This window comes from Geodermatophilus sp. URMC 65, from assembly GCF_053502545.1.
This window is the reverse complement of sequence record NZ_CP199954.1, coordinates 5421329-5446639: the sequence shown is the minus strand read 5'-3', so window position 1 is coordinate 5446639 and position 25311 is coordinate 5421329. Positions and strand designations below refer to the sequence as shown.

The window sequence follows — 25311 nt, the reverse complement described above, 5'->3', positions numbered from 1 at the left end:
CCGGCGCTACAGCGGTGGGCGATCCTCGTAGGAGGTGGAGAGCACCACCGTCGTGCGCGTGGTGACGTTGGCGGTCTGCCGGATGGTCCGCAGCAGCGCCTCCAGCGCGTCCGGGGACGACGTCCGCACCTTGAGCAGGTAGCTCTCCACCCCCGCCACCGAGTGGCAGGCCTCGATCTCGGGCAGGTGCGCCAGCAGGGACGGCGCCTCGTCCGGCGAGGCGGCGTCGGACGGCGTGATCGCGACGAACGCGGTCAGCCCCAGGCCGAGGGACCCCGCGTCGAGCTTGGCGTGGTACCCGGTGATCAACCCGCGCTGCTCGAGCCGGCGCACCCGCTGGTGCACCGCCGACACCGACAGGCCCACCCGCTCGGCGAGCTCGGTGTAGCTGGCGCGCCCGTCGCGGGCCAGGGCGGCCAGCAGCGCCCGGTCGACGTCCCCGGAGGTGAGCGGCCCGCCGCCGCCCTCAGCCGGGGAGGACGACGAGCTCACGCGGACCCTCGTTCAACGCGGTGACGCCGTCGTCGGTGCAGACGACGATGTCCTCGATGCGGGCGCCGCAGCGGCCGGGCAGGTAGATGCCCGGCTCGACGGAGAACGCCATCCCCGGCTCGAGCGGCAGGTCGTTGCCGGCGACGATGTAGGGCGCCTCGTGGGTGTCCAGGCCGATGCCGTGCCCGGTGCGGTGGATGAAGTGCTCGCCCCAGCCGGCGGCGGCGATGACGTCGCGCGCGGCGGCGTCCACCTGCTCGCACGTGACCCCGGGGCGGACGGCGGCGGTCGAGGCGCGCTGGGCCTCCTGCAGGACGGCGTACCACTCGGCGACCTCAGGCCCCGGCGCGCGCCCGACGGCGTAGGTGCGGGTGCAGTCCGAGCGGTAGCCGGTGGCCGTCTCACCGCCGATGTCGACGACGACGACGTCCCCCTCCTCCACGACCCGGCCGGAGAGCTCGTGGTGCGGGCTGGCGCCGTTGGGCCCGGACCCGACGATGGTGAAGTCCACCGACACGTGCCCGTCGGCGAGGATCGCCGCGGCGATGTCGGCGCCCACCTCGGCCTCGGTGCGCCCGACCCGCAGCCACTCCCCCATCCGGGCGTGCACCCGGTCGATGGCCGCGCCGGCGGTGGCGAGCTCGGCGACCTCGGCCGGCGTCTTCACCATCCGCAGCCGGTCGACGACCGGGCTCGCCAGCTCCAGCGCCGCACCGGGCAGGGCGCCCGCGACGCCGAGCGCGTGCAGCGCCCAGGTGCGGTCGCCCACTGCCACCCGCACCGGCGCGGCACCCAACCGGGCGGTGGCGGTGCGGCCCAGCAGCGCGAAGGGGTCGTCCGTCTCGTCCCAGGCCAGCACCTCCAGGCCCAGGCCGCCGGCCGGGCTGGCGTCGACCATCGGCGCCTCCAGCCGGGGGACGACGAGGAACGGCTCGCCCCGCCGCGGCACCGCCAGCGCGGTGAGCCGCTCCATCGCGTGGGCGGAGTAGCCGCAGAGGTAGCGCAGGTCCGAGCCCGGGGTGACGACGAGCAGGTCGACCCCGGTCTCCGCGGCGACCTGCCGCGCGGCGAGGACGCGGTCGATGGTCACCAGCGGCGCGACGACGGTCGGAGCGTCGGTCGGAGAGGGCACGATCGGAGCCTAACCAGGCGGTACGTCGCGCACCCCCCGCCGTTACCGTCCCGAGTCGTGACGACGATGCTGCTCGACGCCGCCTCCCTCTACTTCCGGGCGTTCTACGGGGTGCCGACCAGCGTCACCTCACCCGACGGGCGCCCGGTCAACGCGGTCCGCGGCTTCCTGGACATGACCGCCCGGCTGGTCACCGCCCACGCGCCCGACCGGCTCGTCGCCTGCTGGGACGACGACTGGCGCCCGGCCTTCCGCGTGCAGGCGCTGCCCTCCTACAAGGCGCACCGGCTCTCCCCCGACGGCGGCGAGGAGACCCCCGCGGAGCTCGGCCCGCAGGTGCCGGTGCTGGTGGAGGTGCTCGCCGCGGCCGGGCTGGCGCGGGTCGGCGCCCCCGGCTACGAGGCCGACGACGTCATCGGCACGCTGGCCACCCGCGCCCGCGGCCCGGTCGACGTCGTCACCGGCGACCGCGACCTGTTCCAGCTGGTGGACGACCAGCGCGGCGTGCGCGTCCTCTACACCGCCCGCGGCATCACCGACCTCGAGCTGGTCGACGAGGCGGCGGTGACCGCGAAGTACGGCATCCCGGGGCGGGCCTACGCCGACTTCGCGGTGCTGCGCGGCGACCCCAGCGACGGGCTGCCCGGGGTGGCCGGCATCGGGGCGAAGACCGCGGCGGCGCTGATCACCGAGTTCGGCGACCTGGCCGGCATCCGGGAGGCCGCCGCGCGGACCGTCGTCCCGAAGCCGCCGCTCACCGCCGCCGTCCTCAAGAAGCTGCACGCCGGCTCGGACTACCTCGACGCCGCCCCGGTGGTCGTGGCCGTCGCCCGCGACGTCGACCTGCCCGCGGTGGAGGGCACGCTCCCCCGCCGTCCGGCCGACCCCGACGCGCTGGCGGCGCTGGCCGCCGCGCACGGCATCGAGTCCTCGCTGCGGCGGCTCGGTGCGGCGCTGGGCTGGCCGGAGGACGCGCTCCGCTGAGCCCTCAGACCTCTTCCCAGGTGTAGGAGGCGTCGGTCTCGTCGGTGATGACGATGCGGAGGGTGACCTCCTCGCCATCGGCCGTGGTGCCGGTGCACTCGTAGTCGGCACCCTGCTCGACCTGCATCTCGTCGTCGCAGGTCAGGTCGATCGCCACGCCCTCGATCTGCTCGAACTGCTCGGCGACGTCCGCCTCGACCCGCTCGGGGTCGAGCACGGTGTCGGCGAAGAGCCGGGCGAGCACGACGGCGACCAGCAGGAGGACCGCCGGGACGACGATGCCGGCCACCAGCCCCTTGCGCGACCTGCGCGGCAGAGCGGGCGGCGGCCCGTACGGCGGCTGGCCCCACGGCTGGCCGGCAGCCGGCTGCCCACCCCAGGGCGGCCCGTACTGCGGGGACGGCGGGCCGTAGGCCGGCTGCCCGTACGGCGGCCCCTGCGGCGGCTGGCCGCCGTGCGGGCCGGGGCCCGGCGGTCCCCAGGGCCCGGGCTGCGGGGGCCCTGGCTGCGGCGGCCACTGCTGCGGCGGCCACTGCTGCGGCGGCCACTGCTGCGGCGGCCGGCCCGGCTCACCGGGCGGCGGGCCGCCGTGCGGGGGGTTGGTCATCGTCGACAGATCCTGCCCCACCCACGGCTCAGCCGCCGACCGCCACGGCGACCACGCCGCGCCGCACCCGCTCCACCGCCGTCCGGGCCGTGACCGCGAGCGTCGTGTCCGCGACCTTGGCCAGCTGGTCGAGCAGGTCCAGCAGCTGGCGGGCCCAGCGCACGAAGTCCCCACCGGAGAGCTCCGTGCCGGCCTGCTCGGCACCGGCCAGGACGCGGTCGAGGCTCTGCCCGTCGGCCCAGCGGTAGGCCGCCCAGGCGAAGCCGAGGTCCAGGTCGCGGGTCGCCGGGACGCCGTGGTCGAGCTCGACGTCCTGCAGCCGCGAGCGGATCCGCCGCATCTCCGCGATCGCCGCGGCGACCTTGCCGGCCGGGACCGCGGGCTGACCGGGCATCTCGCGGCGGGCCTCGAAGACCAGCGTCGAGACCGCGGCGGCGAGCTCGGCCGGGGTGAGCCCGCGCCACACACCCGCGCGCAGGCACTCGGCGACGAGCAGGTCGGCCTCCGACCAGATGCGCGCCAGCCGGCGGCCGTCGTCGGTGGCCACCGGGGAGACGTCGGCGACCTCGTGGTCCACCGGGTCCTCCCCCTCGACCACGGGCGGCGCCGCCGGGTCGGGCACCAGGTAGCCCAGCTCCTCCAGGACGTCGCAGGTGCGGTCGAACTGGCGGGTCAGCGAGCCGGTGCGCTCGGCCATCCGCCGGTGGGTGGCCTCGGCCTCCCGGGTCGCCCGCAGCCAGCGCTCCGCCGCCCGCACCCGCTCCTCCCGGTCGGGCAGGGCGTGCACCGGGTGCGCGCGCAACGCCCGGCGCAGGTCGTGCAGCACCGGGTCGTCCGCGGCCGCGGAGCGCTGCTTGACCCGCCGCGCGCCCAGGTCGTGCTCGACCCGCGCGTTGCGGAGCGTGGCGGCCATGTCCCGGCGGGCGTGCGGGCTGCGGTGGTTGAAGTTCCTGGGCACCCGCACCCGGGCCAGGGCGGTCACCGGCGTCGGGAAGTCCACGCTGCCCAGGCGCCCGGCCCACTTGTCCTCGGTGAGCACCAGGGGGCGCGGCTCGGTCAGGTCGGTCACCCCGGGGTCGAGGACGACGGCCAGCCCCTGCCGCCGTCCCGACGGCACCCGGATGACGTCACCGGGCCGCAGCGCGGCGAGCGCCTCGGAGGCCTCCATCCGGCGCTTGGCCGCCGAGTCGCGGGAGAGCTCCTTCTCCCGGTCGGCGACCTCCTGGCGCAGCCGCGCGTACCCGGCGACGTCCCCGCCCTCGGAGTGCATCTCCGCGGCCCAGCGCTCGGCGTCGCGTTCATGCCGGGCCGCGGACCTGGCCAGCCCCACGACCGAGCGGTCGGCCTGGAACTGGGCGAACGAGGAGGCCAGCAGCTCACGGGCGCGGGCCCGGCCGAAGGAGCTGACCAGGTTGACGGCCATGTTGTAGCTGGGCCGGAAGCTGGACCTCAGCGGGTAGGTGCGGGTGCTGGCGAGCCCGGCGACGACGGAGGGGTCCATGCCCGGCGCCCACACGACCACGGCGTGCCCCTCGACGTCGATGCCGCGGCGGCCGGCCCGACCGGTGAGCTGGGTGTACTCCCCTGGCGTCACGTCGACGTGCGCCTCGCCGTTCCACTTGACCAGCCGCTCCAGGACGACGGTGCGCGCCGGCATGTTGATGCCCAGCGCGAGGGTCTCGGTGGCGAACACGGCCTTGACCAGTCCGCGGACGAAGCACTCCTCGACGGTCTCCTTGAACGCCGGGACCAGGCCGGCGTGGTGCGCGGCGATCCCGGCCAGCAGCCCCTCGCGCCACTCCCAGAAGCCGAGGACGTGCAGGTCCTCCTCCGGCAGGGACCCGGTGCGCTCGTCGACGATCGCGGCGATCTCGGCCCGCTCGTGCTCGTCGGTGAGCCGCAGCCCGGAGCGCAGGCACTGGTCGACGGCGGCGTCGCAGCCGTTGCGGCTGAACACGAAGGTGATCGCCGGCAGCAGGCCGGAGCGGTCCAGCCGCTCGATGACGTCGGGTCGGGCCGGCGGGCGGTAGCGCGGCTTGTGCCAGTCCCGCTCGCGGCGCGAGCCCCCGTTGCCGCCGCCGCCCCAGGTGTCGAGGCGCCGCTCGTACTCGCGCACGTAGCGGACCAGCTCCGGGTCGACGACGCTGGCGCCGCGCTCCCGGGTGGACAGGCCCCGCGGGTCGTCGCCCTGCTCGGCGGCGTGCGCGGCCGGGCGCAGGCTGAACAGGTCGAACACCCGGTTGCCCACCAGCATGTGCTGCCACAGCGGGATGGGCCGCACCTCGCTGACGACGACCTTGGTGTGGCCGCGGACGGTGACCAGCCAGTCGGCGAACTCCTCGGCGTTGCTGACCGTGGCCGACAGCGACACCAGCGTCACCGACTGCGGGAGGTGGATGATCACCTCCTCCCACACCGCGCCGCGGAAGCGGTCGGCGAGGTAGTGCACCTCGTCCATGACCACGTAGCCCAGGCCGTCGATCGCCGGGGACTCCGCGTAGAGCATGTTGCGCAGCACCTCGGTGGTCATCACCACCACGGGCGCGTCGCCGTTGACCGCGTTGTCGCCGGTCAGCAGGCCGACCCGGTCGGCGCCGTAGCGGTCGACCAGGTCGTTGTACTTCTGGTTGGACAGCGCCTTGATCGGCGTCGTGTAGAAGGCCTTGCGCCCCTCGGCCAGCGCCTTGTGGACGGCGAACTCCCCCACCACCGTCTTGCCGGCACCGGTCGGCGCGCAGACGAGGACGCCCGCGCCCTCGTCGAGGGCCTCGCAGGCCTTCACCTGGAACGGGTCGAGGGAGAAGCCGAGCTCCGCGGTGAAGTCGGCCAGGGCGGGGTGCGCGCCGCGCCGCCGGGCAGCCGCGTACCGCTCAGCGGGGCTGGACATGCCTCCACGTTAGGCGCGTCTCCTCCGCTCGGCGCGGCCGGCCCCGTCAGCGACAGTGTTGGAGATAACGGCACAGTGGCGGCTGGGTACGCCAGGAATCCCCCCGGCTGGCCGTCAGGGACGCGGCTCAGCGGCCGGTGCCCACCACCGACAGCGCGCCGGGCACGCACACGCTGGCGGCCGGCAGCGGCGCGACCGGTTCCCCGTCGGCGTGGGTGCGCAGCCCCTCCCCGGCCAGCTCCACCCGGCAGACGCGGTGCACGGTGACCGCGGGGTGCTCGACGTGCGTGCCGGTGGTCAGCCGCGGGCGGGCGCGCACCAGCTCGCGGCGGCTGACCGGCCCCACGACCGTGACGTCGAAGGCGCCGTCGGCGGGGTCGGCGGCCGGGCAGATCCGCATGCCGCCGCCGTACCAGGCGGTGTTGCCGACGGCGACCAGCGTGGCGGCCACGGGTCCGCGGCTCGCCGTCCAGCACCAGCGTGAGCTCCCGCGGCCGCAGCCGGGCCAGCTCGGCGAGGACCGCGAGGTCGTAGCGGCGCGGCCAGCGCAGCCGGTCGGCCCGGTCGGTGACGGCGGAGTCGAAGCCCCAGCACAGCACGGTGGCCCACCAGCGGTCGTTGGTGCGGCCGGCGTCCACGGAGCGGACCTCCCCGCCCGCAGGTCCGCTGCCGCCGCCCCGGCCGCGGCTGCGGGGTCGACCGGCACGCCGAGGGCGAGGGCCAGGTCGTTGCCGGTGCCCGCCGGGACGACGGCCAGCGGGGTGCCGGTCGCTGCGACCGCCTGCAGGGCGGCGTGCGCGGCGCCGTCGCCGCCGACCGCGACGACGGCGGCCGCGCCGGAGGCGACCGCGGCGGCGGCCTGGGTCTCGGCGGCGGCGCGGGTGGTCGCGGGCAGCACCCGCGGGGCCAGCCCGGCGGCGCGCAGCACGTCGAACACCGCGCCGACGGCGGCCCGGCCCCGCCCCCGGCCGGCCGCCGGGCTCACCAGGACGGCGACCTCGGCGGCGGGCATGCAGGGTCCTCCGGAGGTCGCGGGTCGGGCGCCCGGACCCTACGACCTCCGGCGCACGACCGAGGTCGGATCCTGGCGCGACCCGGGGATGACCTTCGTCGCCGACCCCGCCTGGCAGGCGGGTCCCGCAGGAGGGGTCATGCGCGTCGTCGTCACCGGTGCCGGGGTGGCCGGGGCCGGGGCCGCTGCCGCCCTCGCCCTCGCCCTCGCCCTCGCCCTCGCCCTCGCCCTCGCCCTCGCCCTCCAGGGTCACCGGGTGCAGGTCCTCGACCGGGACGACGGGTCCCGACCGGCCGCGGTCGCCGACGCCGCGGCTTGGGAGCGTCGCGGCGTCGCCCACTTCGGTCAGCCGCACGCCCCCTCGCCCGGCTGCACGCCGAGCTGGCCGCTGGGCTGCCGGACGTGCTGGAGGCGGTGCACCCGCGGGTCGCCGAGCTGCTGGCCACCGGCTGGGCACCCGGTCGCCCCGCGCCCGGGGTCCCCGGGCCGACGGCGGGCTTCGCGGCTCCGCCGCGCAGCCGGCTGGTGGAGCAGCTCACCGACGTCGCGGCCGCGCAACCGGCCTGACGCCGACACCGGCCTCCCTGCTGGGCCCGCTCCGGCCCCGTCCCGGGCCGGCCCCGTCCGGAGGCTCGCCGCGAGCCTGCGAGCGGTGCGGAGGACGGGGTCCTCCACGGTGGGGACGGGGGGTCCGCTCTCAGCCGCGCGAGCGCGCCGGGCCGTCCAGCGGCGCGGCGTCGTCCTCCCGCCGGAGGTCGTCGTAGGGGGCGGGCTGCACGTCCAGCGCCGACGGTGTCGCGTCCAGCGCCGACGGCTGCGCGTCCAGCGGCGAGGCCTCGTCGTCGGAGAGGTCGTGGAAGTGCTGCACGGCGTCCCGCTTGGCCCGGCGCCGGTCGACGAACCGGGCCACCTGGATGGCCAGCTCGAAGAGCACGATCATCGGCCCGGCCATGAGCAGCATGGTGAACGGGTCCTGCGTCGGGGTGACGAACGCGGCGAACACGATGGTCAGGAAGAAAATCCACCGTCGGGCGCCGCGCAGCACCTCGTAGGACAGGACGCCGACCAGGTTGAGCGCCACGGCCACCAGCGGGACCTCGAAGCTCACCCCGAACGCCACCAGGAGGGAGAGCATGAAGCCGATGTAGTCCGGGGCCGTCAGCGCGATGACCGTGCCCTCGCCGGCCAGGCCGAGCAGCAGCTCCAGGCCGGCCGAGAGGGAGACGTAGGCCAGCACCGCGCCGAGGGCGAACAGCGTGGTGGAGACGGCGACGAAACCGAAGCCGTAGCGCTTCTCGTTGCGCTTCAGCCCCGGGGTGATGAACGCCCACAGCTGGTAGAGCCAGATCGGCGCGGACAGCACGGCACCGGCCAGCAGGCTGACCTTGAGCCGGATGAAGACGCCGCCGAACACGTCGGTGATCAGCAGGCCGCACCCGCCGTCGGCCGACCCGCCGTAGCGCAGGCCCGCCGGCAGGTCGCAGTAGGGCGCCCGGATGAAGTCGCCGAGGCCGTGCTCGTACCACCAGAACGCGACGGCCGTGGCGACCAGCAGCGCGAGCAGCGCCTTGGCGATCCGGTTGCGCAGCTCGGTGAGGTGCGCGACCAGCGTCATCGTCGCCGCGGGGTCCCGGGGGGGACGGCGGCGCCGGCGCAGGCCGGACCGGCGGGCGGGCTCGCTCATGGTGGTGCCAGGGGGAAGGGTCAGCGGGTGCTGTCGGCCGGGCCGGCCTGCGTGGCACGCGCCCGCAGCTCGGCGGCCCGGGCCTCCGCGGCCCGCGCCTCGGCCTCGAGGACCTCGCGCTCGCGGTCGGCCGCGGTCGCCGGCGGGAGGACCTCACCGCGCACCGGGGCCGTCCTGGCGGCGTCCTTGGTGCGGACGTCGTCGTCCTTCATGCCCTTCATCTCGCCCTTGAAGATGCGCAGCGAGCGGCCCAGGGAGCGCGAGGCGTCCGGCAGCTTCTTGTAACCGAAGAGCAGCAGGATGGCCAGGATGATCAGGCCGATCTCCATCGGGCCGAGGTTCATCGGGTCCTCCGAACGTGGGTGGCGTCGTCGATGCTACGTGCCCGCAGGCGTCCTGCCGCCCCCGAAACGGGGGGATGGTCAGGACGGCCGCTGGACCTGCGCCGCCCGCTCGGCGGTCGCCTGCGCCTCGGTGAGCAGCGGCCGGACCTCCCGCTCGAAGGCCGCGACCTCCCGCCGCAGCCGGCCGGCCGCGCCGAGCACCCCGTACGCCAGCGCGCCCAGCACGACGACGGCCAGGACGGCGACGGCGATCCACACGACGGTCAGCAGCACGGGCCCGACCCTAGTCGCCGGAGGTGGACGGCAGCTGTCCCTCGGCTGCATAGCGGCTGAGCGCGGCCCGGGCGTCGGCGGCGACGGCCGCGGCCAGCTCGGCGGGCGCGTCGACCGTGGCGGCCCCGCCGAGGGAGGCCACCAGCCGGCGCGCCCACGCCATGTCGGCGGTGCGCAGGGCGACCGCGAGACCGCCGGGCGGGTCCTCGACCTCGCGCACGTCCTCGACCGGGTAGTACTCGGCCACCCAGCGGGCGGTGCGGGCCAGGCGTAGCCGCACCACCGGCGAGCCCGGCTCGGGCTGGTAGAGCCCGGCGTCGACATCGCGCAGCGGCACCCCCGGCGGCGGCGCCGACGGCTCGTCGAGGACCTCGACGTCATCGATCCGGTCCAGCCGGAACAGCCGGACGCCGCCGACCTCCCGGGACCAGGCCTCCAGGTACCAGCGGCCGTCGACCAGCAGCAGCCGCAGCGGGTCGACGGTGCGCTCGGTGCGCTCGTCGCGGGTGGGCACGTAGTAGTGCAGGTGCAGCGCCCGCTTGCGCTCCAGCCCCTCGCGGACGACGGCCAGCGCCTGCTCCTGCGCGTCGACCGACAGCGCGACCGGCGTGACCCGCTCGCCGGCGTGCCCGGCGGCCGCCGACACCTTGGCCAGCGCGCGGCTGACCGCCTCCCGCTCGGCCAGGCCGGGCAGCTCGAGCAGGGTGCGCAGCGCGACCACGAGCGCGACGGCCTCGTCGGTGGTCAGCCGCAGCGGGCGGACCATGCCGGCGGTGAAGGTGACCCGCACCCGGTCGCCCTCGAAGGCCAGGTCGATGAGGTCCCCGGGCCCGTAGCCGGGCAGGCCGCACATCCACAGCAGCTCCATGTCGCGGCGCAGCTGCCGCTCGGGGACGCCGAAGTCGCGGGCCACCTCGGCCAGCGGCACCCCCTCGGGGCGGGCGGTGAGGTAGGGGACCAGCGAGAGCAGCCGGGTCATCCGCTCGGTGGTCGTGGGGGCGCTCATGCCGCCCCCTCCGGCGCCATCGCGGCCAGGCGCGTCAGCCGCTCGACGACGGCCGTGCGCACCGCGGCGGGGGCCTCGACCACGACGTCCGGCCCGTAGGAGGCGATCTCGCCGGCCAGCCGCATCGGCTCGGTGGTGCGCAGCTCCAGCCGGTCGTCCCCGTCCTCGGCCGGGCCGAGCGGGACGGCGTGCCGGCGCAGCCCCACCGCGGTGCCGGGGCGGGCCCGCACCACCACGAGCTGCTCCTCGCCCCTGGACTGCCCGGCGACCATGGCCGCCAGGTCGACGTCCTCCGGCGGCTCGAAGGCACCCGCCGGGCCGGTGGCCGCGGGCCGGCCGACGACCCGGGAGAGCCGGAAGACGCGCGGCGCCTGCCGGTCGAGGTCCAGCCCGCCGAGGTACCAGCGGCCGTGCCAGGCGACGACGCCCCACGGCTGCACGCGCCGGCGGGTGGGGGCGTCCTCGTCGGGACGGCGGTAGTCGAAGGTCAGCACCCGGCGGTCGCGGGCCGCGGCGTAGCAGGGCTCGAAGGCCGGCTCGTCGGAGTCGAGCCGCGGGCGCAGCGGGATCGCGCGGGAGGTGTCGACGTCCACCCCGGCGGCCTTGAGCTTGACCAGCGCGCTCTGCGCGGCGCCGGCCAGCTGGGCGGACTCCCACAGCCGCAGCGCCAGGCCCACCGCCGCGGCCTCCTCGCCGGTGAGGGTGATCTCGGGCAGCTCGTAGTCGGCGCGGGCGATGCGGTAGCCGTCCTCGGTGTCGAAGACGCTGGTGCGGCCGGTCTCCAGCGGCACGCCCATCTCGCGCAGCTCGGCCTTGTCCCGCTCGAACATCCGTTTGAACGCCTCGTCGGCGCGGGCGGTGCCGTCGTCGGGCTCGTAGCCGGGCACGGTGGCCCGGATCTTCGCGGCGGTCACGTACTGCCGGGTGCCGAGCAGGGCGATGACCAGGTTCACCAGCCGCTCCGCCCGCTTCGCCGCCACGCGCCCAGGCTAGTCACGATCGGCAGCGGGTGAGCGCGCTGGCTAGCCTGCCCGGGTGGGGGAACGCGGGACGACGCAGCAACGCATCCGGTGGCGACGGGGCACGGTGACCGCCCTCGGGCGGGCCTGGCGCGACGCCCAGGAGCTCACCGCCGAGGTCGACGGCGACGGCGAGGTGCGGGCGCTGGCGCACCCCTCGCTGGTCGGCGTCCCGGAGGTCGGCGACACCGTGCTGCTCAACACCACCGCCTGGGCGCAGGGGCTCGGCACCGGCGGCTACGCGCTCGTCGTCGCCGTCCCCGACCGGCTGCCGCCGGACCCCTCCGGGCCCGGCCACCTGGTCAAGGCCCGGTACACGCCGCTGCAGGTGACCGTGCAGGGCGTCGACGAGCAGGAGACCGAGCACCACCGCACCATCGCCGACGCCGAGGACCTCGCCGGGATGCCGGTCGTCGTCGCCGACCTGCACTCGGCGCTGCCGGCCGCGCTGATCGGCGTCCTGGCCACCGACCCCGACCTCAAGGTCGCCTACGTCATGACCGACGGGGGCGCGCTGGTCGCCGGGTTCTCCCGCACGCTGTCGGCGCTGGCGACCTCGCTGGCCGGCGTGGTCACCGTCGGCCAGGCGTTCGGCGGGGACCTGGAGGCGGTCACCCTGCACACCGGGCTGCTCGCCGCCAAGCACGTGCTCGGCGCCGACGTCACGATCGTCACCCAGGGTCCGGGCAACCTCGGCACCGGGACGCCGTGGGGCTTCTCCGGAGTGGCCGCCGGCGAGGCGTGCAACGCGGTCACCGTGCTCGGCGGGGAGCCGGTCGGGGCGCTGCGCATCTCCGACGCCGACCCGCGGCCGCGGCACCACGGCGTCTCGCACCACTCGCTGACCGCGTTCGGCCGGGTCGCGCTGGGCGGGGTGACGCTGGTCGCGCCGCGAGGGCTGGGCTCGGAGCTGGGCAGCCAGGTCGAGGAGGACCTCGCCGGCCAGCCGGAGCGCAACCAGGTGGTGTGGATGGACGTCGACGGGCTCGAGGAGGCCCTCGGCCTGTCCCCCGTGCCGCTGTCGACGATGGGGCGCGGCTGGCCCGAGGAGCGCGCCTACTTCCTGGCCGCCGCCGCCGCGGGACGGTACGCCGCGCTCCAGGTGCCGCTCGAGGAGTGAGGTCGTGCCGAGTGGGCTCCGGAGGGGTCCGCGCAGGTACGACGCAGCGGCTCAGCGCAGGGCGGGGACGGCTCCTGGTCGCGGTGCGGGCCGGTAGGACCGCAGATCACATGGAGGCGATCAGCTTGTCGACGCGCTCGTCGACGGCCTTGAAGGGGTCCTTGCACAGCACCGTGCGCTGGGCCTGGTCGTTGAGCTTGAGGTGCACCCAGTCGACGGTGAAGTCGCGGCGCTTCTCCTGGGCCTTGCGGATGAACTCCCCGCGCAGCCGGGCGCGGGTGGTCTGCGGGGGCACGTTCTTGGCCTCGAACACCCGCGGCTCGTGCGCCACCCGGTCGACCTGGTTGTTGCGCTCGAGCAGGTAGTACAGCCCCCGGGTGCGGCTGATGTCGTGGTAGGCCAGGTCCATCTGGGCCACCCGGGGGGAGCTCATGGGCAGGTCCCGCTTGGCCCGGTAGCGCTCGATGAGCTGGTACTTGGTGGCCCAGTCGATCTCCCGGTCGATCAGCGAGAGGTCGCCGGTGTCGACGGCCTTGAGCACCCGCCCCCACAGCTCCAGCATCTGCCGGTGCACCGGGCCGAAGCCCTCCCGGTCGACGAACTCCGCGGCCCGGGAGTGGTACTCGGACTGGATCTCCAGCGCCGACATCTCCTTGCCGTTGGCCAGCCGCACCTTGCGCCGTCCGGTCATGTCGTGGCTGATCTCGCGGATGGCGCGGATCGGGTTCTCCAGGCTCATGTCCCGGATCGGCACCCCGGCCTCGATCATCCGCAGCACCAGGTCGGTGACGGCGACCTTGAGCAGCGTCGTGGTCTCGTTCATGTTCGAGTCCCCGACGATCACGTGCAGCCGCCGGTAGCGCTCGGCGTCGGCGTGCGGCTCGTCACGGGTGTTGATGATCGGCCGCGACCGGGTGGTCGCCGAGGAGACGCCCTCCCAGATGTGCTCGGCGCGCTGGCTGATGCAGTAGATCGCCCCGCGCGGGGTCTGCAGCACCTTCCCCGCGCCCACCACGATCTGCCGGCTGACCAGGAACGGGATCAGCACGTCGGCCAGCCGGCTGAACTCCCCGTGCCGGCCGACCAGGTAGTTCTCGTGGCAGCCGTAGCTGTTGCCGGCCGAGTCGGTGTTGTTCTTGAACAGGTAGATGTCGCCGGTGACGCCCTCCTCGGCCAGCCGCTGCTCGGCGTCGACCAGCAGCCCCTCGAGGATCCGCTCGCCGGCCTTGTCGTGCACCACCAGCTCGGTCAGGTCGTCGCACTCGGCCGTGGCGTACTCGGGGTGGCTGCCCACGTCCAGGTACAGCCGCGAGCCGTTGCGCAGGAAGACGTTGGAGCTGCGCCCCCACGACACCACGCGGCGGAACAGGTAGCGGGCCACCTCGTCCGGCGACAACCGCCGCTGCCCCCGGAAGGTGCACGTCACGCCGTACTCGGTCTCGATGCCGAAGATGCGTCGCTCCACGCACCGACTCTAGGCGCCGGACCCGACGAAAGCTCCCTGTCCGCGCTCGCGCCGCCTGCGCCGTGGCGGGTGGGCGGGCGTCAGCCCTCCCGGTGCGCGGCGAGGCGTTGCAGCAGGTCGTCGGCCACCTCTGGATGGCGTCGTGCGGGAGGACTCACTGCCCCCGCCACTCGCAGGCTCGCGGCGGGACGCTGCAGGAGGCGGTTCGCCGTACGGGAACGCGTCGCGGCCCCTGGTGCCCTCCGAGGCGTCCGGGTCCTCGGCCAGGTGCCAGGCGGCGAAGGAGTCGAAGCCCTCCTGCTCGATGACGTCGTCGGCCGCGGTGGCGTCCGGCGCGGCATCGGACCACTCGGTGCGGTCGTCGAACCGGCCGTCGTCGATGAGCTGCCTGGCCTGGCGGACGGCCCTGTCGTTGACCCCGGTACTCCGGCACGCGTCCGTCCCACCCCTCTAGGACGGCTCGTCGCCGCACCGAGGGTGGCCGGCCTCCCCTGTTTCAGGTGGTCGGTGCCTCTCCCCCGCTGCCCGCCGTCCCGCCGCTGTCGGGAGCCGACGGCTCGCCGAGGCCGGCCGGGGTGCCCGGCTGGGGCACGCTCGGGGAGTGCGCGGCGGTGTGCGGCTGCTCGCCCCCGGCGGCGGTGTCCTTCCCGTCGCGGTCGAGCAGTGTGCGCAGCGCCGCACCGGTGATCCGCCGGAAGGCGCGCTTGGGCCGCCGCCGGTCCAGGACGGCGACCTCCAGCTGCTCGGCGGACAGCAGGGTGGGGCCGCCGTTGCCGGTGCTGGTGGCCGGGCTGACGGCCGAGAGCGCCTGGACGCCGACCCGCAGCGCTTCGGCCAGGCCCATGCCGGGCAGGAAGTGCTCGCGCAGGTTGGCGCTGACCGCCTCCGCCTGACCGCCCATGACGACGAAGTCGGGCTCGTCGACGACCGAGCCGTCGAAGGTCAGCCGGTACAGCTGGTCGGTCTCGGGGGTGTCGCCCACCTCGGCGACGCAGAGTTCGACCTCGAAGGGCTTCAGCTGCTGGGTGAAGACCTCGCCCAGGGTCTGCGCGTAGGCGTTGGCGATGACCCGGCCGGTGACGTCGCGGCGGTTGTAGCTGTAGCCGCGGACGTCGGCCAGCCGCACACCGGCCACCCGCAGGCTCTCGAACTCGCTGTAGCGGCCGACAGCGGCGAAGCCGATCCGGTCGTACAGCTCGCCGACCTTGTGCAGCGTGGAGCTGGGGTTCTCGGCGATGAACAGCACCCCGTCGGCGTAGGTGACGACGGCGACGCTGCGACCGCGGGCGATGCCCTTGCGGGCGTACTCCGACTTGTCGCGCATCAACTGCTCGGGCGAGGCGTAGTACGGCATGGTCATGGCGATCAGCCCTGCCCCTCGGCGGCGGCCCGCTCGTCGGTGATGGTCGTGGCGACGGCGGCGACCTCCTCGTCGGTCAGCCGGACCGCGCCCTCGGCGTCGACCCGGTAGACGATCGGGTACAGCCGGCGCACCGGATCGGGGCCGCCGGTGGCGGAGTCGTCGTCAGCCGCGTCGTAGAGCGCCTCGACCAGGCTGCGCGTGGCGGCGTCGCCGTCCAGGTTGGGCCGCCAGGTCTTCTTCAGCGAGTTGCGGGCGAACAGCGAGCCCGAGCCGACGGCGGCGTAGCCGCGCTCCTCGTAGTTCCCACCGGTGACGTCGTAGCTGAAGATCCGCCCGGGCGCGGTGCCGGGCGCGGCGTCGAGGTCGAAGCCGGCGAACAGCGGGACGACGGCCAGCCCCTGCAGCGCCGCGCCGAGGTTGCCGCGGATCATCTGGGCCAGCCGGTTGGCCTTGCCGTCGAGGGAGAGCGTGAGGCCCTCGATCTTCTCGTAGTGCTCGAGCTCGACCTGGTAGAGCCGGACCATCTCGATGGCGATGCCGGCCGCACCGGCGATGCCGATGACCGACCAGGCGTCAGCCGGGTAGACCTTCTCGATGTCGCGGCTGGAGATCAGGTTGCCCATGGTCGCCCGCCGGTCGCCACCCATGAGCACGCCGCCGTCATAGGTGACCGAGACGATCGTGGTGCCGTGCGGCGTGACGTCACCGACGGGCAGCTGCGGCACCGGACGCCGGCTCGGCAGCAGGTCGGGCGCGGCCGCCGCGAGGAAGTCGGTGAACGAGGAACCCACCCGGTCCAGGTACGCGGGCGGGAACCCGCTCCGGCCAGCCGAATACTCGCTCACCCATCCGCCTCTCGCCCGTGTGCCGGTGTCTCTCGTGCTGTCGCTGGCGACCCTACCGGCGACCCGGACGGGTGGCTGTCCGGCTGGGGGCACACAGCGTGCCGCCTCGGCACGGAGCGGACCGAGCAGTCGCTCGACGATCAGCTACTCGCCTGCAGCGCCTGCCAGCGGGCGAACCCATGGCTGCACCGCCGGTCACGCAAGACGCCCGGCCGGCGTCGGCCAAGCGGAACGCCGGGCTCCTCCCCCGTCTCCGGCCGGCTGCTGACGGACCGCCGCAGGGCCCGATGCCGCTCGACGTAGCCGGCGGCTGCACGGAGGACCTCAGGGTCGTCCTTGAACTGCCCGAGCCCACCATTGCAGTTGAAGCACACCAGTGCCCGGACCGCCCCGGTCGCGTGGTCGTGGTCCACGTGTTGCGCCGGCTCAGTCCGGCAGATGGCGCACAACCCGCCCTGCGCCTCCAGCATGAGATCCGCTTCTTCAGCGGAGATCCCGTAACGCTTGCTCAGGTGATAGCGCCGAGAGCCGCCGACCTTGTCCCTGGAGATCTTGCCGCGCTTGTTGTGACACGGCTTGCAGTAGGCGTGGTAGCCGCTGGCCGTCCGGATCGTGCGGACGAAGACGGACAAAGGAAGGACCCCGTCGCAGTCTGCGCACCACTTGTGGGCCTCGGGGATGACGAGCCCCTCGGGCGGTCGGCGGTAGACCCGGGGCTTGGTGCGACGGGCCTCGCGACTGCGAGCAGAGCGCTCGGCCAGGTGTTTGCGGCAGTAGAAGGCCAAGCCGTCCCGCGAGCGAGCGTTTCTGGAGAACTCAGAGACCGGCCGGTGTTCGAGGCAGTCCTTGCAGAATTTGGTCCGCATAGACACTTTGTACGGGGTTACTCACTCCCCGCCCTTTTGTACGTAACTACGCACAAACTCTTCCGAGTTCTCCTCGAGCACCTCGTCGATCTCGTCGAGGATGGAGTCGAGGTCCTCGGAGACCTCCTTGTGGCGCTCGGCGACCTCGGTGTCGACCGACGCCTCGACCTCCTCGGTCTCCTCCCGGCTGCGCGTCGAGCGCTGCTGACCGCCGCTGTCCCTCGTGGCCATGGGGTTCCTCCCGGTGCAGGTCGTGACAGGTGCCGTGACAGGTGCCGTGACAGGTGCCTGGTGCAGAAGCTACCCGCGCGGTGTGACGAACGGAGGTCGACCGACCGGCGTGGTCAGCCGCCGGTGATCGTGTCGACCAGCTCCTGCGCCGAGGACGTGGACTCGAACAGCGCGCCGACGTGGTCCCGCGTGCCGCGCAGCGGCTCCATGGTGGGGATCCGCACCAGGTTCTCCCGGCCCAGGTCGAAGACGACCGAGTCCCACGACGCCGCGGCCACCTGGGCCGGGTAGCGGCGCAGGCACTCCCCGCGGAAGAAGGCCCGGGTGTCCGACGGCGGGCGCACCATCGCCTGCAGCACCTCGTCGTCGGTGAGCAGCCGCTGCATCGAGCCGCGCGAGACCAGCCGGTGGTACAGCCCCTTCTCGGGTCGCACGTCGGAGTACTGCAGGTCGACCAGGTGCAGCCGCGAGTCGCCCCACGACAGCTCGTCGCGGGAGCGGTAGCCCTCCAGCAGCCGCAGCTTGGCCGGCCAGTCCAGGCGGTCGGCGCAGCGCATGGGGTCGACCGCGAGGTCCTCGAGCGCCTCGGCCCACCGGCGCAGCACGTCGGCGGCCTGGCCGTCGTCCTCACTCCGCCGGTCGACGTGGCGCTGCGCCATCTCCAGGTACGCCTGCTGCACCTCCAGGGCCGTCATCCGGCGGCCGTCGCGCAGCCGCACCCGGTGGGTCAGCGACGGGTCGTGGCTGATCGCCTGCAGCGCCGCGACCGGCTCCTCGATCGAGAGGTCCTGGGTGAGGGTGCGCGCCTCGATCATGTCCAGCACCAGTGCCGTCGTCCCGACCTTGAGGTAGGTCGACAGCTCGGCGAGGTTGGCGTCGCCGATGATCACGTGCAGCCGGCGGTACTTGTCGGCGTCGGCGTGCGGCTCGTCGCGGGTGTTGATGATCGGCCGCTTGAGCGTCGTCTCCAGACCCACCTCGACCTCGAAGAAGTCGGCGCGCTGGGAGAGCTGGAACCCCTGCGTGCGGCTCTCGGTGCCGATGCCCACGCGCCCGGAGCCGGCCACCACCTGGCGGGTCACGAAGAACGGGATGAGCCCGCGGATGATGTCGAGGAACGGCGTCCGCCGGTCCATCAGGTAGTTCTCGTGCGCGCCGTAGGACGCGCCCTTGCCGTCGGTGTTGTTCTTGTAGAGCTGGATCGGCTGGGCGCCGGGGACGCGCGCGGCGCGGCGCGCCGCCTCGGCCATCACCTGCTCCCCCGCCTTGTCCCACAGGACGACGTCGCGCGGGTTGGTGACCTCCGGCGTCGAGTACTCCGGGTGCGCGTGGTCGACGTAGAGGCGGGCCCCGTTGGTGAGGATGACGTTGGCCATCCCCGAGTCCTCCTCCAGGTCGTTGTGGTCCAGTGCCTGGGCCGGGGACAGGTCGAAGCCCCGGGCGTCGCGCAGCGGCGACTCCTCCTCGAAGTCCCAGCGCGGCCGGCGCGGGGTCGGTGCCTCGGCCACCGCCCAGGCGTTCACGACCTGGCTGGACAGCGTCGTCGGGTTCGCCGTCGGCTGCCCGGGCACCGAGATGCCGTACTCGACCTCGGTCCCCATGACCCGCCGCACGCTCATGTCGCCACCCTAGGCGTGGGCGCTCCGCGCCCGGACCCGGGGCGACACCGTCCGGCGGACGGTCGGCCGCCCGCCCAGGAGTCGGACCACCGGCGGCGGGATCGGCGGTCTCGCGCGGCTGAGGTACCTCGAGCGTGCGGGATCGCCGATCCCCCCGGGGGCGCACGGCCCCGGGACGGCGGACGGCCCGGCCCCCGCGGTGCGGGAGCCGGGCCGTCGTCCGGCCTCGTCGAGAGGCCCACCCGGGGCTCGCGAAGGGTGGGGTCCTCCCCCTACAGGTACTGGCCGGTGTTGGTCGCCGTGTCGATGGCGCGGCCGCTCTCGGTGCCCTTGCCGCTGATGAGCGTGCGGATGTAGACGATCCGCTCGCCCTTCTTGCCCGAGATCCGCGCCCAGTCGTCGGGGTTGGTGGTGTTGGGCAGGTCCTCGTTCTCCTTGAACTCGTCGACGCAGGCCTGCATCAGGTGGCCGACCCGCAGGCCGCCGGCGCCGGTCTCCAGCCGCTCCTTGATCGCCATCTTCTTGCCGCGGTCGACGATGTTCTGCAGCATCGCCCCGGAGTTGAAGTCCTTGAAGTACAGGACCTCCTTGTCACCGTTGGCGTAGGTCACCTCGAGGAAGCGGTTCTCCTCGCTCTCGGTGTACATCCGCTCGACGGTGCGCTGGATCATCCCGGCGATCGTGGCCTCGCGGCTGCCGCCGTGCTCGGCGAGGTCGTCGGGGTGCAGCGGCAGGGACGTCGTCAGGTACTTGCTGAAGATGTCGCGCGCGGCCTCGGCGTCCGGGCGCTCGATCTTGATCTTCACGTCCAGCCGGCCCGGTCGCAGGATCGCCGGGTCGATCATGTCCTCGCGGTTGGACGCGCCGATGACGATGACGTTCTCCAGCCCCTCCACGCCGTCGATCTCGCTGAGCAGCTGCGGGACGATCGTGCTCTCCACGTCGGAGGAGACGCCCGACCCGCGGGTGCGGAAGATCGAGTCCATCTCGTCGAAGAAGACGATGACCGGCGTCCCCTCGCCGGCCTTCTCCCGGGCCCGCTGGAACACCAGCCGGATGTGCCGCTCGGTCTCGCCGACGTACTTGTTGAGCAGCTCGGGGCCCTTGATGTTGAGGAAGTAGGACCTCGCCTGCCCCTCCCCCTTCACCGCGGAGACCTTCTTGGCCAGCGAGTTCGCCACGGCCTTGGCGATCAGCGTCTTGCCGCAGCCGGGCGGGCCGTAGAGCAGGATGCCCTTGGGCGGGCGCAGCTCGAACTCGCGGAACAGGTCGGCGTGCAGGAACGGCAGCTCCACGGCGTCCCGGATCTGCTCGATCTGCCGGGACAGCCCACCGATGTCGCTGTAGTCGATGTCGGGGACCTCCTCGAGCACGAGCTCCTCGACCTCGCTCTTGGGGATCCGCTCGTACACGTAGCCCGAGCGGGTCTCCAGCAGCAGCGAGTCGCCGCTGCGCAGCGGCTGGTCGGCCAGCGAGTCGGCGAGGTGCACGACGCGCTCCTCGTCGGTGTGCCCGATGACCAGCGCGCGCGGCGCCTCGCCCTCGACCGGCTCGAGCATCTCCTTGAGCATGACGACGTCGCCGGCGCGCTCGAACCCGCACGCCTCGACGACGTTCATCGCCTCGTTGAGCATGACCTCCTGGCCGTTCTGGAGGTCGTCGACCTCCACCGCCGGGGAGACCGAGACGCGCAGCTTGCGGCCGCCGGTGAAGACGTCGACCGTGCCGTCGTCGTGACGGGTGAGGAAGACGCCGTAGCCCGACGGTGGCTGGCCGAGCCGGTCGACCTCCTCCTTGAGCGTGACCAGCTGCTCACGCGCGTCGCGCAGCGTGCCGGCGAGCTTGTCGTTGCGCTCGGACAGGAACGCCGCACGGCCCTCCGCCTCCGCCAGGCGCTCCTCGAGCAACCGCAGCTGGCGAGGGCTCTCCGCCACCTTGCGGCGCAGCAGGCCGATCTCCTCCTCCAGGTAGGAGATCTGGCTGAGCAGCGCCGTCACGTCACGCTCGCGCCGCGCTCTGAACTCGTCGGGACCATTGCCAAGACCGGGGCCCATCGCGCACCTCCGACACATCGGGAGAGCCAGGACGCAAATCTATACACGCGTGGCGACAGCGTGCCCGGGGCGCGCTGTAGAAGGACCCCGCTGCTCCCCACGCCCCGCGGACTCGGCGCGGGCCCTCGCAGCGGGCCGGGTCAGTGCTTCTGCGCCCGTCGCTGCCGCACGGGGGCGACGACGCCCTCGGCCAGCCGCCGCGCGGTGACCAGGAACGCGGTGTGCGCGACCATCCGGTGCTCCGGGCGGACGGCGAGGCCGACCGCGTGCCAGGGCCGCAGCAGGGACTCCCAGGCGTGCGGCTCGGTCCACACGCCCTGCGCCCGCAGCCCCTCGACGTAGGTGGACAGCTGCGTCGTCGTGGCCACGTAGCCGACCAGGACGCCGCCGGGACGCAGCGCGGCGGCCACGGTGGGCAGCACCGCCCACGGCTCCAGCATGTCCAGCACGACCCGGTCCACGACCTCCTCGGCCGGGTGCTGGTCCAGGTCGCCCAGCCGCAGCGACCAGGTGGCCGGCACCTCGCCGAAGAAGGCGCCGACGTTGGCGCGGGCGACGTCGGCGAAGTCCTCGCGGCGCTCGTAGCTGGTGACGCGGCCGTGCTCCCCCACCGCGCGCAGCAGCGAGCAGGTCAGCGCCCCGGAGCCGGCGCCGGCCTCGAGCACCCGCATGCCCGGGCCGATGTCGCCGAAGCCGACGATCTGGGCGGCGTCCTTGGGGTAGATGACCTGCGCACCCCGCGGCATGGAGAGCACGAAGTCGGCCAGCAGCGGCCGGAACGCGAGGTAGCCGGTGTTGGCCGTCGAGTGGACGACGGAGCCCTCCGGCGCGCCGATCAGGTCGTCGTGCGCGATCGCCCCGCGGTGGGTGTGGAAGAGCTTGCCGGGCTCGAGGACGACGGTGTGCAGCCGGCCCTTGGGGTCGGTGAGCTGCACCCGGTCGCCGGCGACGAAGGCCCCGGGGGTCGGCTGCCCGCGCGGGGCCTCGAACGCGTCGTCGGTCGTCTCGGCGGTCTGCTGCTGCTCGTCCACGGGCGGCCACCCTACGGAGGCGCGCGCGGTGCCCGGCGTGCGCTCTCGGAAACCGTCACCCCCCGCGCCTAGCCTCGGAGGGGTGACGACGATGGTGCAGACCGGGCAGACCGCGGACGCGGCTGCCTCTTCCCCGGACGCCCCCGTCGCCGACACGGGGACGGGCGAGGGACGGCCGCCGCGCCGCCCCTCGCTGTCCCCGAGCCGGGCGGCCGACTTCAAGACCTGCCCGCTGCTCTACCGCTTCCGCACGATCGACCGGCTGCCCGAGCGCAAGAGCCTGGCGGCGGTCCGCGGCACCCTGGTGCACTCGGTGCTCGAGCGCCTCTACGACCTGCCCGCCCGCGAGCGCACTCCCGAGGCGGCGCGCGAGCTGGTCGCCCCGGCGTGGGAGGAGCTGCGGGCCGACCCGGAGGTCGCCGAGCTGTTCGCCGAGGGTGCCGCTGCTGATGACGCGCCCACCGAGCAGTCCCTGGAGGCCCCGTCCCTGGAGGCGTGGCTGGCGTCGGCCGGGAAGCTGGTGGACAACTACTTCTCCCTGGAGGACCCGACGCGGATCGAGCCTGACGGCCGCGAGGAGCTGGTCGAGGTCACGCTGCCCGACGGGCTGCTGCTGCGGGGCTTCGTCGACCGGCTCGACGTCGCCCCCAACGGCGCCATCCGGGTGGTCGACTACAAGACGGGCTCGGTGCCGCGCGAGGCGTTCGAGGGCAAGGCCCTGTTCCAGATGAAGTTCTACGCGCTGGTGCTGTGGCGCACCCGGGGCGTGGTGGCCAGCCAGCTCAAGCTGCTCTACCTCGGCAACGGCGACGCGCTCACCTACGCGCCCGACGAGGCCGAGCTGGTCCGTTTCGAGCGCACGCTGCAGGCGATCTGGGCGGCGATCGAGCGGGCGGTGGCGACCGGCGACTTCCGGCCCAACCGCACCCGGCTGTGCGACTGGTGCGACCACCAGGCGCTGTGCCCGTCGTTCGGCGGCACGCCTCCGCCCTTCCCCGCCGAGGCCGCGGCCGCAGCCGGCTGGCAGACGCTGCCGATCGTCGAGCGCGATTGAAGGAGGCCCCTGCAGGGCTCCACCGTGGAAGGGCCCCGTCCTCCGCAGGCTCCGGACGGGCTCGGGGACGGGGCCGACTCACCGCCGGACAGCGCGTGACCGACGACTCTGGACCGGTCACGGGGCACCGCGGGAGCGTCGCGCATGCGCGGATACCGGACACCGCGGGCCTTCGACGGCGAGCGCTTCCTCGACCGCGGGGCGCTGGTGCTCGTCGAGGACGGCACCATCGTGGGCGTCGAGCCCGCCACCGCGCCGGCCCCCGAGGGCTGCGCGGTCACCGACGTCCCCGACGGCACGCTGCTGCCCGGGCTGGTCGACACCCACGTCCACCTCTGCGGGGACGGCGGTCCGCAGGCGCTGGAGCAGCTCCCCGAGCTGGACCCGGCGGAGCTCGACGCCGTCGTCACCGCCGCCGAGCAGGCGACGCTCCGGGCGGGCGTCACCGCCGTCCGCGACCTCGGCGACCACCACTGGACAGTGCTCGCGCGTGCCGGGCGCGGTGGCGTCGGGCCGACCGTCGTCGCCGCCGGGCCGCCGATCACCTCACCCGGCGGGCACTGCTGGTCGATGGGCGGCGAGGCGTCCGGGGTCGAGGCGCTGCGCCGGGCGGTCCGCGAGCGGGCCGAGCGCGGCGCCGGCGTCGTCAAGGTCATGGCCAGCGGCGGCGTGCTCACCCCCGGCACCGACGTCACCGCGTGCCAGTTCACCCCCGAGCAGCTGCAGGTGCTGGTCGACGAGGCGCACCGGCTCGGCCTGCCGGTGACCGCGCACGCGCACGGCCTGGCGGCGGTCGAGCGCAGCGTCGCGGCCGGCGTCGACGGCATCGAGCACTGCAGCTGCCTCACCGGCACCGGCGTCCGCACCCCGCCGGAGCTCGCCGCCGGGCTCGCCGCCGCCGGCGTGCAGGTCTGCCCGACCCTCGGGCGTGCACCCGGCGTCGACCCGCCGCCGCACGTGCAAGCCCGGATGGACGCCGTCGGCGCCACGTTCGAGGCGCACCTGTCGCACGTGGCGCGGCTGCACCGGGCCGGCGTGACCCTGCTGGCCGGCACCGACGCCGGCATCGGCCCCACCAAGCCGCACGGGTCGGTGCCCCAGGCGGTGGCCGACCTGGTCGGCGAGTGCGGCGTCCCGATGGCGGAGGCGCTGACCGCGGCCACCAGCAGGGCGGCGCGCGCCTGCGGGCTGGGCGACCGCACGGGCCGGCTGGCGGCCGGGTACGAGGCCGACCTGCTGGTGGCCGACGGCGACGTCCGGGCCGACGTGACCGCCCTGCAGCGGCCCCGCGTCGTCGTCTCCCGCGGCCGCGAGGTGCCGCTCTAGGCGCGGGCGTCCACGGCGTCGCGAACGGCCAGCACCTCGGTCAGGTCGGTCAGCCGCACCCCGGCGAGGGTGTCGCGCAGCACCAGCCCCGGCAGCTCCGGCAGCGTCTGCAGCGACGGCACGCCAAGCACCGCGGCGCCCGCGGCGAGCCCCGCGGTGGCCCCGGACAGCGAGTCCTCCACGACCACGCACCCGGCGGCGTCCACCTCCAGGGCAGCCATCGCCCGGCGGTAGGGCGACGGGTCGGGTTTGCGGGCGGGCACCTCGTCGCCGCAGACGGTGACGTCGAAGGCGGGCAGCCCGTCGAGGTCCCGGTCCACCTTCGCGAGCACCACGTCGGCCAGCCGCCGCGGCGTGGTGGTCACCAGCGCCGTCGGCAGCGCGGCGTGCCGGGCCTCGAGCAGCAGCTCGCGGGCGCCGGGCCGCCAGGTGAGCGGGCCGGTCAGCAGCTCGGCGACGGTGTCCTCGATCCAGCGGGCGTCGGCGCGGGCCTCGGCCCCGGTGCGGGTCACCCCGACATCGGCGTACAGGATCCCCAGCGCGGTCGCCATGCTGGTGCCGACGGTCCGCTCGCGTGCCTCCGCCGACATCTCCCCGCCCAGCCGGCGGGCGAGGGCGAACATCGCCGTACCCCAGTGCTGCTCGGTCTCCACGAGGGTGCCGTCCATGTCGAACAGGACGGCGGCAAGGCTCTTGGGCATGTGACGGCGATCTTCCTCAGCTGCTCGGGTGTCCCCGTGCACGACGGCTACGCATCGAGGCTGGACATGGCCCGCGCGGCGTCGCGCGGATGGCCTGCCCGTCGGGGCGCCTCGTGCGCGCCCGGGTGGGTGGCCTCGAACTCCAGTGTGCCAGGCAGCGCGACGTCCGACGACGGAGGTCCGCGGGTGGAACCCG

The 25311-nt window shown here is 74.5% G+C and carries 24 protein-coding genes; 5 read left to right on the top strand and 19 right to left on the bottom strand.

From position 1 onward, the window contains the following. Window positions 1–6 precede the first annotated feature (6 nt). Entirely contained in the window at window positions 7–492 is a 486-nt protein-coding gene (locus ACWIX7_RS26205) for an Lrp/AsnC family transcriptional regulator (protein ID WP_448619324.1), read from the bottom strand. Next, the gene (locus tag ACWIX7_RS26200; RefSeq protein ID WP_448619323.1) at window positions 467–1624 is read right to left on the bottom strand and encodes a M24 family metallopeptidase; all 1158 of its coding nucleotides are present in this window, start codon (window positions 1622–1624) and stop codon (window positions 467–469) included. Before ACWIX7_RS26200 ends, ACWIX7_RS26205 begins: the two co-directional genes overlap by 26 nt. A 66-nt stretch (window positions 1625–1690) precedes the next feature. Between ACWIX7_RS26200 and ACWIX7_RS26195 the strand changes: the two genes are divergently transcribed. After that, window positions 1691–2608 carry a 5'-3' exonuclease gene (locus ACWIX7_RS26195; protein WP_448622193.1) on the top strand — a complete coding sequence of 306 codons (918 nt, stop codon included), beginning with the start codon at window positions 1691–1693 and terminating at the stop codon, window positions 2606–2608. A gap of 4 nt (window positions 2609–2612) precedes the next feature. Here ACWIX7_RS26195 and ACWIX7_RS26190 read toward each other — a convergent pair whose 3' ends face one another. From ACWIX7_RS26190 to ACWIX7_RS26180, 3 genes are all read right to left on the bottom strand, one after another. Continuing rightward, window positions 2613–3215 (bottom strand): DUF4333 domain-containing protein, encoded by a 603-nt coding sequence (locus ACWIX7_RS26190; protein WP_448619322.1) that lies wholly within the window; start codon window positions 3213–3215, stop codon window positions 2613–2615. A 28-nt stretch (window positions 3216–3243) separates the two neighbouring features. Next, complete coding sequence (locus ACWIX7_RS26185; protein WP_448619321.1) at window positions 3244–6102, bottom strand: DEAD/DEAH box helicase; 2859 nt, start codon at window positions 6100–6102, stop codon at window positions 3244–3246. Between the two features lie 127 nt (window positions 6103–6229). Next, complete coding sequence (locus tag ACWIX7_RS26180) at window positions 6230–7114, bottom strand: diacylglycerol kinase family protein (RefSeq protein ID WP_448619320.1); 885 nt, start codon at window positions 7112–7114, stop codon at window positions 6230–6232. A 402-nt stretch (window positions 7115–7516) separates the two neighbouring features. Here ACWIX7_RS26180 and ACWIX7_RS26175 point away from each other — a divergent pair, with 402 nt between their 5' ends. After that, window positions 7517–7681, top strand: coding sequence for a hypothetical protein (locus ACWIX7_RS26175; protein WP_448619319.1), 165 nt, complete (start codon window positions 7517–7519; stop codon window positions 7679–7681). Window positions 7682–7811: 130 nt separating this feature from the next. Here ACWIX7_RS26175 and tatC read toward each other — a convergent pair whose 3' ends face one another. From tatC to ACWIX7_RS26150, 5 genes are all read right to left on the bottom strand, one after another. After that, window positions 7812–8798 (bottom strand): twin-arginine translocase subunit TatC, encoded by a 987-nt coding sequence (gene tatC / locus ACWIX7_RS26170; protein ID WP_448619318.1) that lies wholly within the window; start codon window positions 8796–8798, stop codon window positions 7812–7814. 20 nt (window positions 8799–8818) lie between these two features. Beyond that, a complete protein-coding gene (tatA, locus tag ACWIX7_RS26165; RefSeq protein WP_448619317.1) occupies window positions 8819–9142 on the bottom strand; it encodes a Sec-independent protein translocase subunit TatA in 324 nt (107 codons plus the stop codon). Between the two features lie 78 nt (window positions 9143–9220). Continuing rightward, window positions 9221–9415: a hypothetical protein gene (locus ACWIX7_RS26160; protein ID WP_448619316.1), complete on the bottom strand. Its 195-nt coding sequence runs from the start codon at window positions 9413–9415 to the stop codon at window positions 9221–9223. Between the two features lie 10 nt (window positions 9416–9425). Beyond that, window positions 9426–10421 carry a helix-turn-helix transcriptional regulator gene (locus ACWIX7_RS26155; RefSeq protein WP_448619315.1) on the bottom strand — a complete coding sequence of 332 codons (996 nt, stop codon included), beginning with the start codon at window positions 10419–10421 and terminating at the stop codon, window positions 9426–9428. Next, on the bottom strand, window positions 10418–11401 hold the full coding sequence (locus tag ACWIX7_RS26150) for a helix-turn-helix transcriptional regulator (RefSeq protein ID WP_448619314.1): 984 nt from the start codon (window positions 11399–11401) through the stop codon (window positions 10418–10420). Before ACWIX7_RS26150 ends, ACWIX7_RS26155 begins: the two co-directional genes overlap by 4 nt. Before the next feature lie 55 nt (window positions 11402–11456). Between ACWIX7_RS26150 and ACWIX7_RS26145 the strand changes: the two genes are divergently transcribed. Further along, the gene (locus ACWIX7_RS26145) at window positions 11457–12560 is read left to right on the top strand and encodes a DUF3866 family protein (protein WP_448619313.1); all 1104 of its coding nucleotides are present in this window, start codon (window positions 11457–11459) and stop codon (window positions 12558–12560) included. A gap of 106 nt (window positions 12561–12666) precedes the next feature. On the opposite strand, the gene pafA is transcribed toward ACWIX7_RS26145, so the two are convergent. The 8 genes from pafA to ACWIX7_RS26105 all read right to left on the bottom strand — a co-directional run bounded on the left by pafA (window position 12667) and on the right by ACWIX7_RS26105 (window position 22034). After that, window positions 12667–14025, bottom strand: coding sequence for a Pup--protein ligase (pafA, locus tag ACWIX7_RS26140; protein WP_446767004.1), 1359 nt, complete (start codon window positions 14023–14025; stop codon window positions 12667–12669). A 496-nt stretch (window positions 14026–14521) separates the two neighbouring features. After that, window positions 14522–15385, bottom strand: coding sequence for a proteasome subunit alpha (gene prcA / locus ACWIX7_RS26135; protein WP_448619312.1), 864 nt, complete (start codon window positions 15383–15385; stop codon window positions 14522–14524). 5 nt (window positions 15386–15390) lie between these two features. After that, window positions 15391–16233, bottom strand: coding sequence for a proteasome subunit beta (gene prcB, locus ACWIX7_RS26130; RefSeq protein ID WP_448619311.1), 843 nt, complete (start codon window positions 16231–16233; stop codon window positions 15391–15393). A gap of 140 nt (window positions 16234–16373) precedes the next feature. Continuing rightward, complete coding sequence (locus ACWIX7_RS26125; protein WP_448619310.1) at window positions 16374–17099, bottom strand: endonuclease VII domain-containing protein; 726 nt, start codon at window positions 17097–17099, stop codon at window positions 16374–16376. A gap of 21 nt (window positions 17100–17120) precedes the next feature. Next, window positions 17121–17330 carry a ubiquitin-like protein Pup gene (locus tag ACWIX7_RS26120; RefSeq protein WP_448619309.1) on the bottom strand — a complete coding sequence of 70 codons (210 nt, stop codon included), beginning with the start codon at window positions 17328–17330 and terminating at the stop codon, window positions 17121–17123. A 113-nt stretch (window positions 17331–17443) separates the two neighbouring features. After that, window positions 17444–18949 (bottom strand): depupylase/deamidase Dop, encoded by a 1506-nt coding sequence (dop, locus tag ACWIX7_RS26115; RefSeq protein ID WP_448619308.1) that lies wholly within the window; start codon window positions 18947–18949, stop codon window positions 17444–17446. A 272-nt stretch (window positions 18950–19221) separates the two neighbouring features. Beyond that, a complete protein-coding gene (gene arc / locus ACWIX7_RS26110; protein WP_448619307.1) occupies window positions 19222–20946 on the bottom strand; it encodes a proteasome ATPase in 1725 nt (574 codons plus the stop codon). Between the two features lie 197 nt (window positions 20947–21143). After that, a complete protein-coding gene (locus tag ACWIX7_RS26105) occupies window positions 21144–22034 on the bottom strand; it encodes a tRNA (adenine-N1)-methyltransferase (RefSeq protein ID WP_448619306.1) in 891 nt (296 codons plus the stop codon). Window positions 22035–22125: 91 nt separating this feature from the next. Between ACWIX7_RS26105 and ACWIX7_RS26100 the strand changes: the two genes are divergently transcribed. Both ACWIX7_RS26100 and ACWIX7_RS26095 read left to right on the top strand, forming a co-directional pair. Beyond that, on the top strand, window positions 22126–23088 hold the full coding sequence (locus tag ACWIX7_RS26100; protein WP_448622192.1) for a RecB family exonuclease: 963 nt from the start codon (window positions 22126–22128) through the stop codon (window positions 23086–23088). 144 nt (window positions 23089–23232) lie between these two features. Next, on the top strand, window positions 23233–24414 hold the full coding sequence (locus ACWIX7_RS26095; RefSeq protein ID WP_448619305.1) for an amidohydrolase family protein: 1182 nt from the start codon (window positions 23233–23235) through the stop codon (window positions 24412–24414). Here the strand turns inward: ACWIX7_RS26095 and ACWIX7_RS26090 are convergent. Then, a complete protein-coding gene (locus tag ACWIX7_RS26090; protein ID WP_448619304.1) occupies window positions 24411–25115 on the bottom strand; it encodes an HAD family hydrolase in 705 nt (234 codons plus the stop codon). The two genes, ACWIX7_RS26095 and ACWIX7_RS26090, sit on opposite strands and share 4 nt — an antisense overlap. Between the last annotated feature and the right edge of the window lie 196 nt (window positions 25116–25311).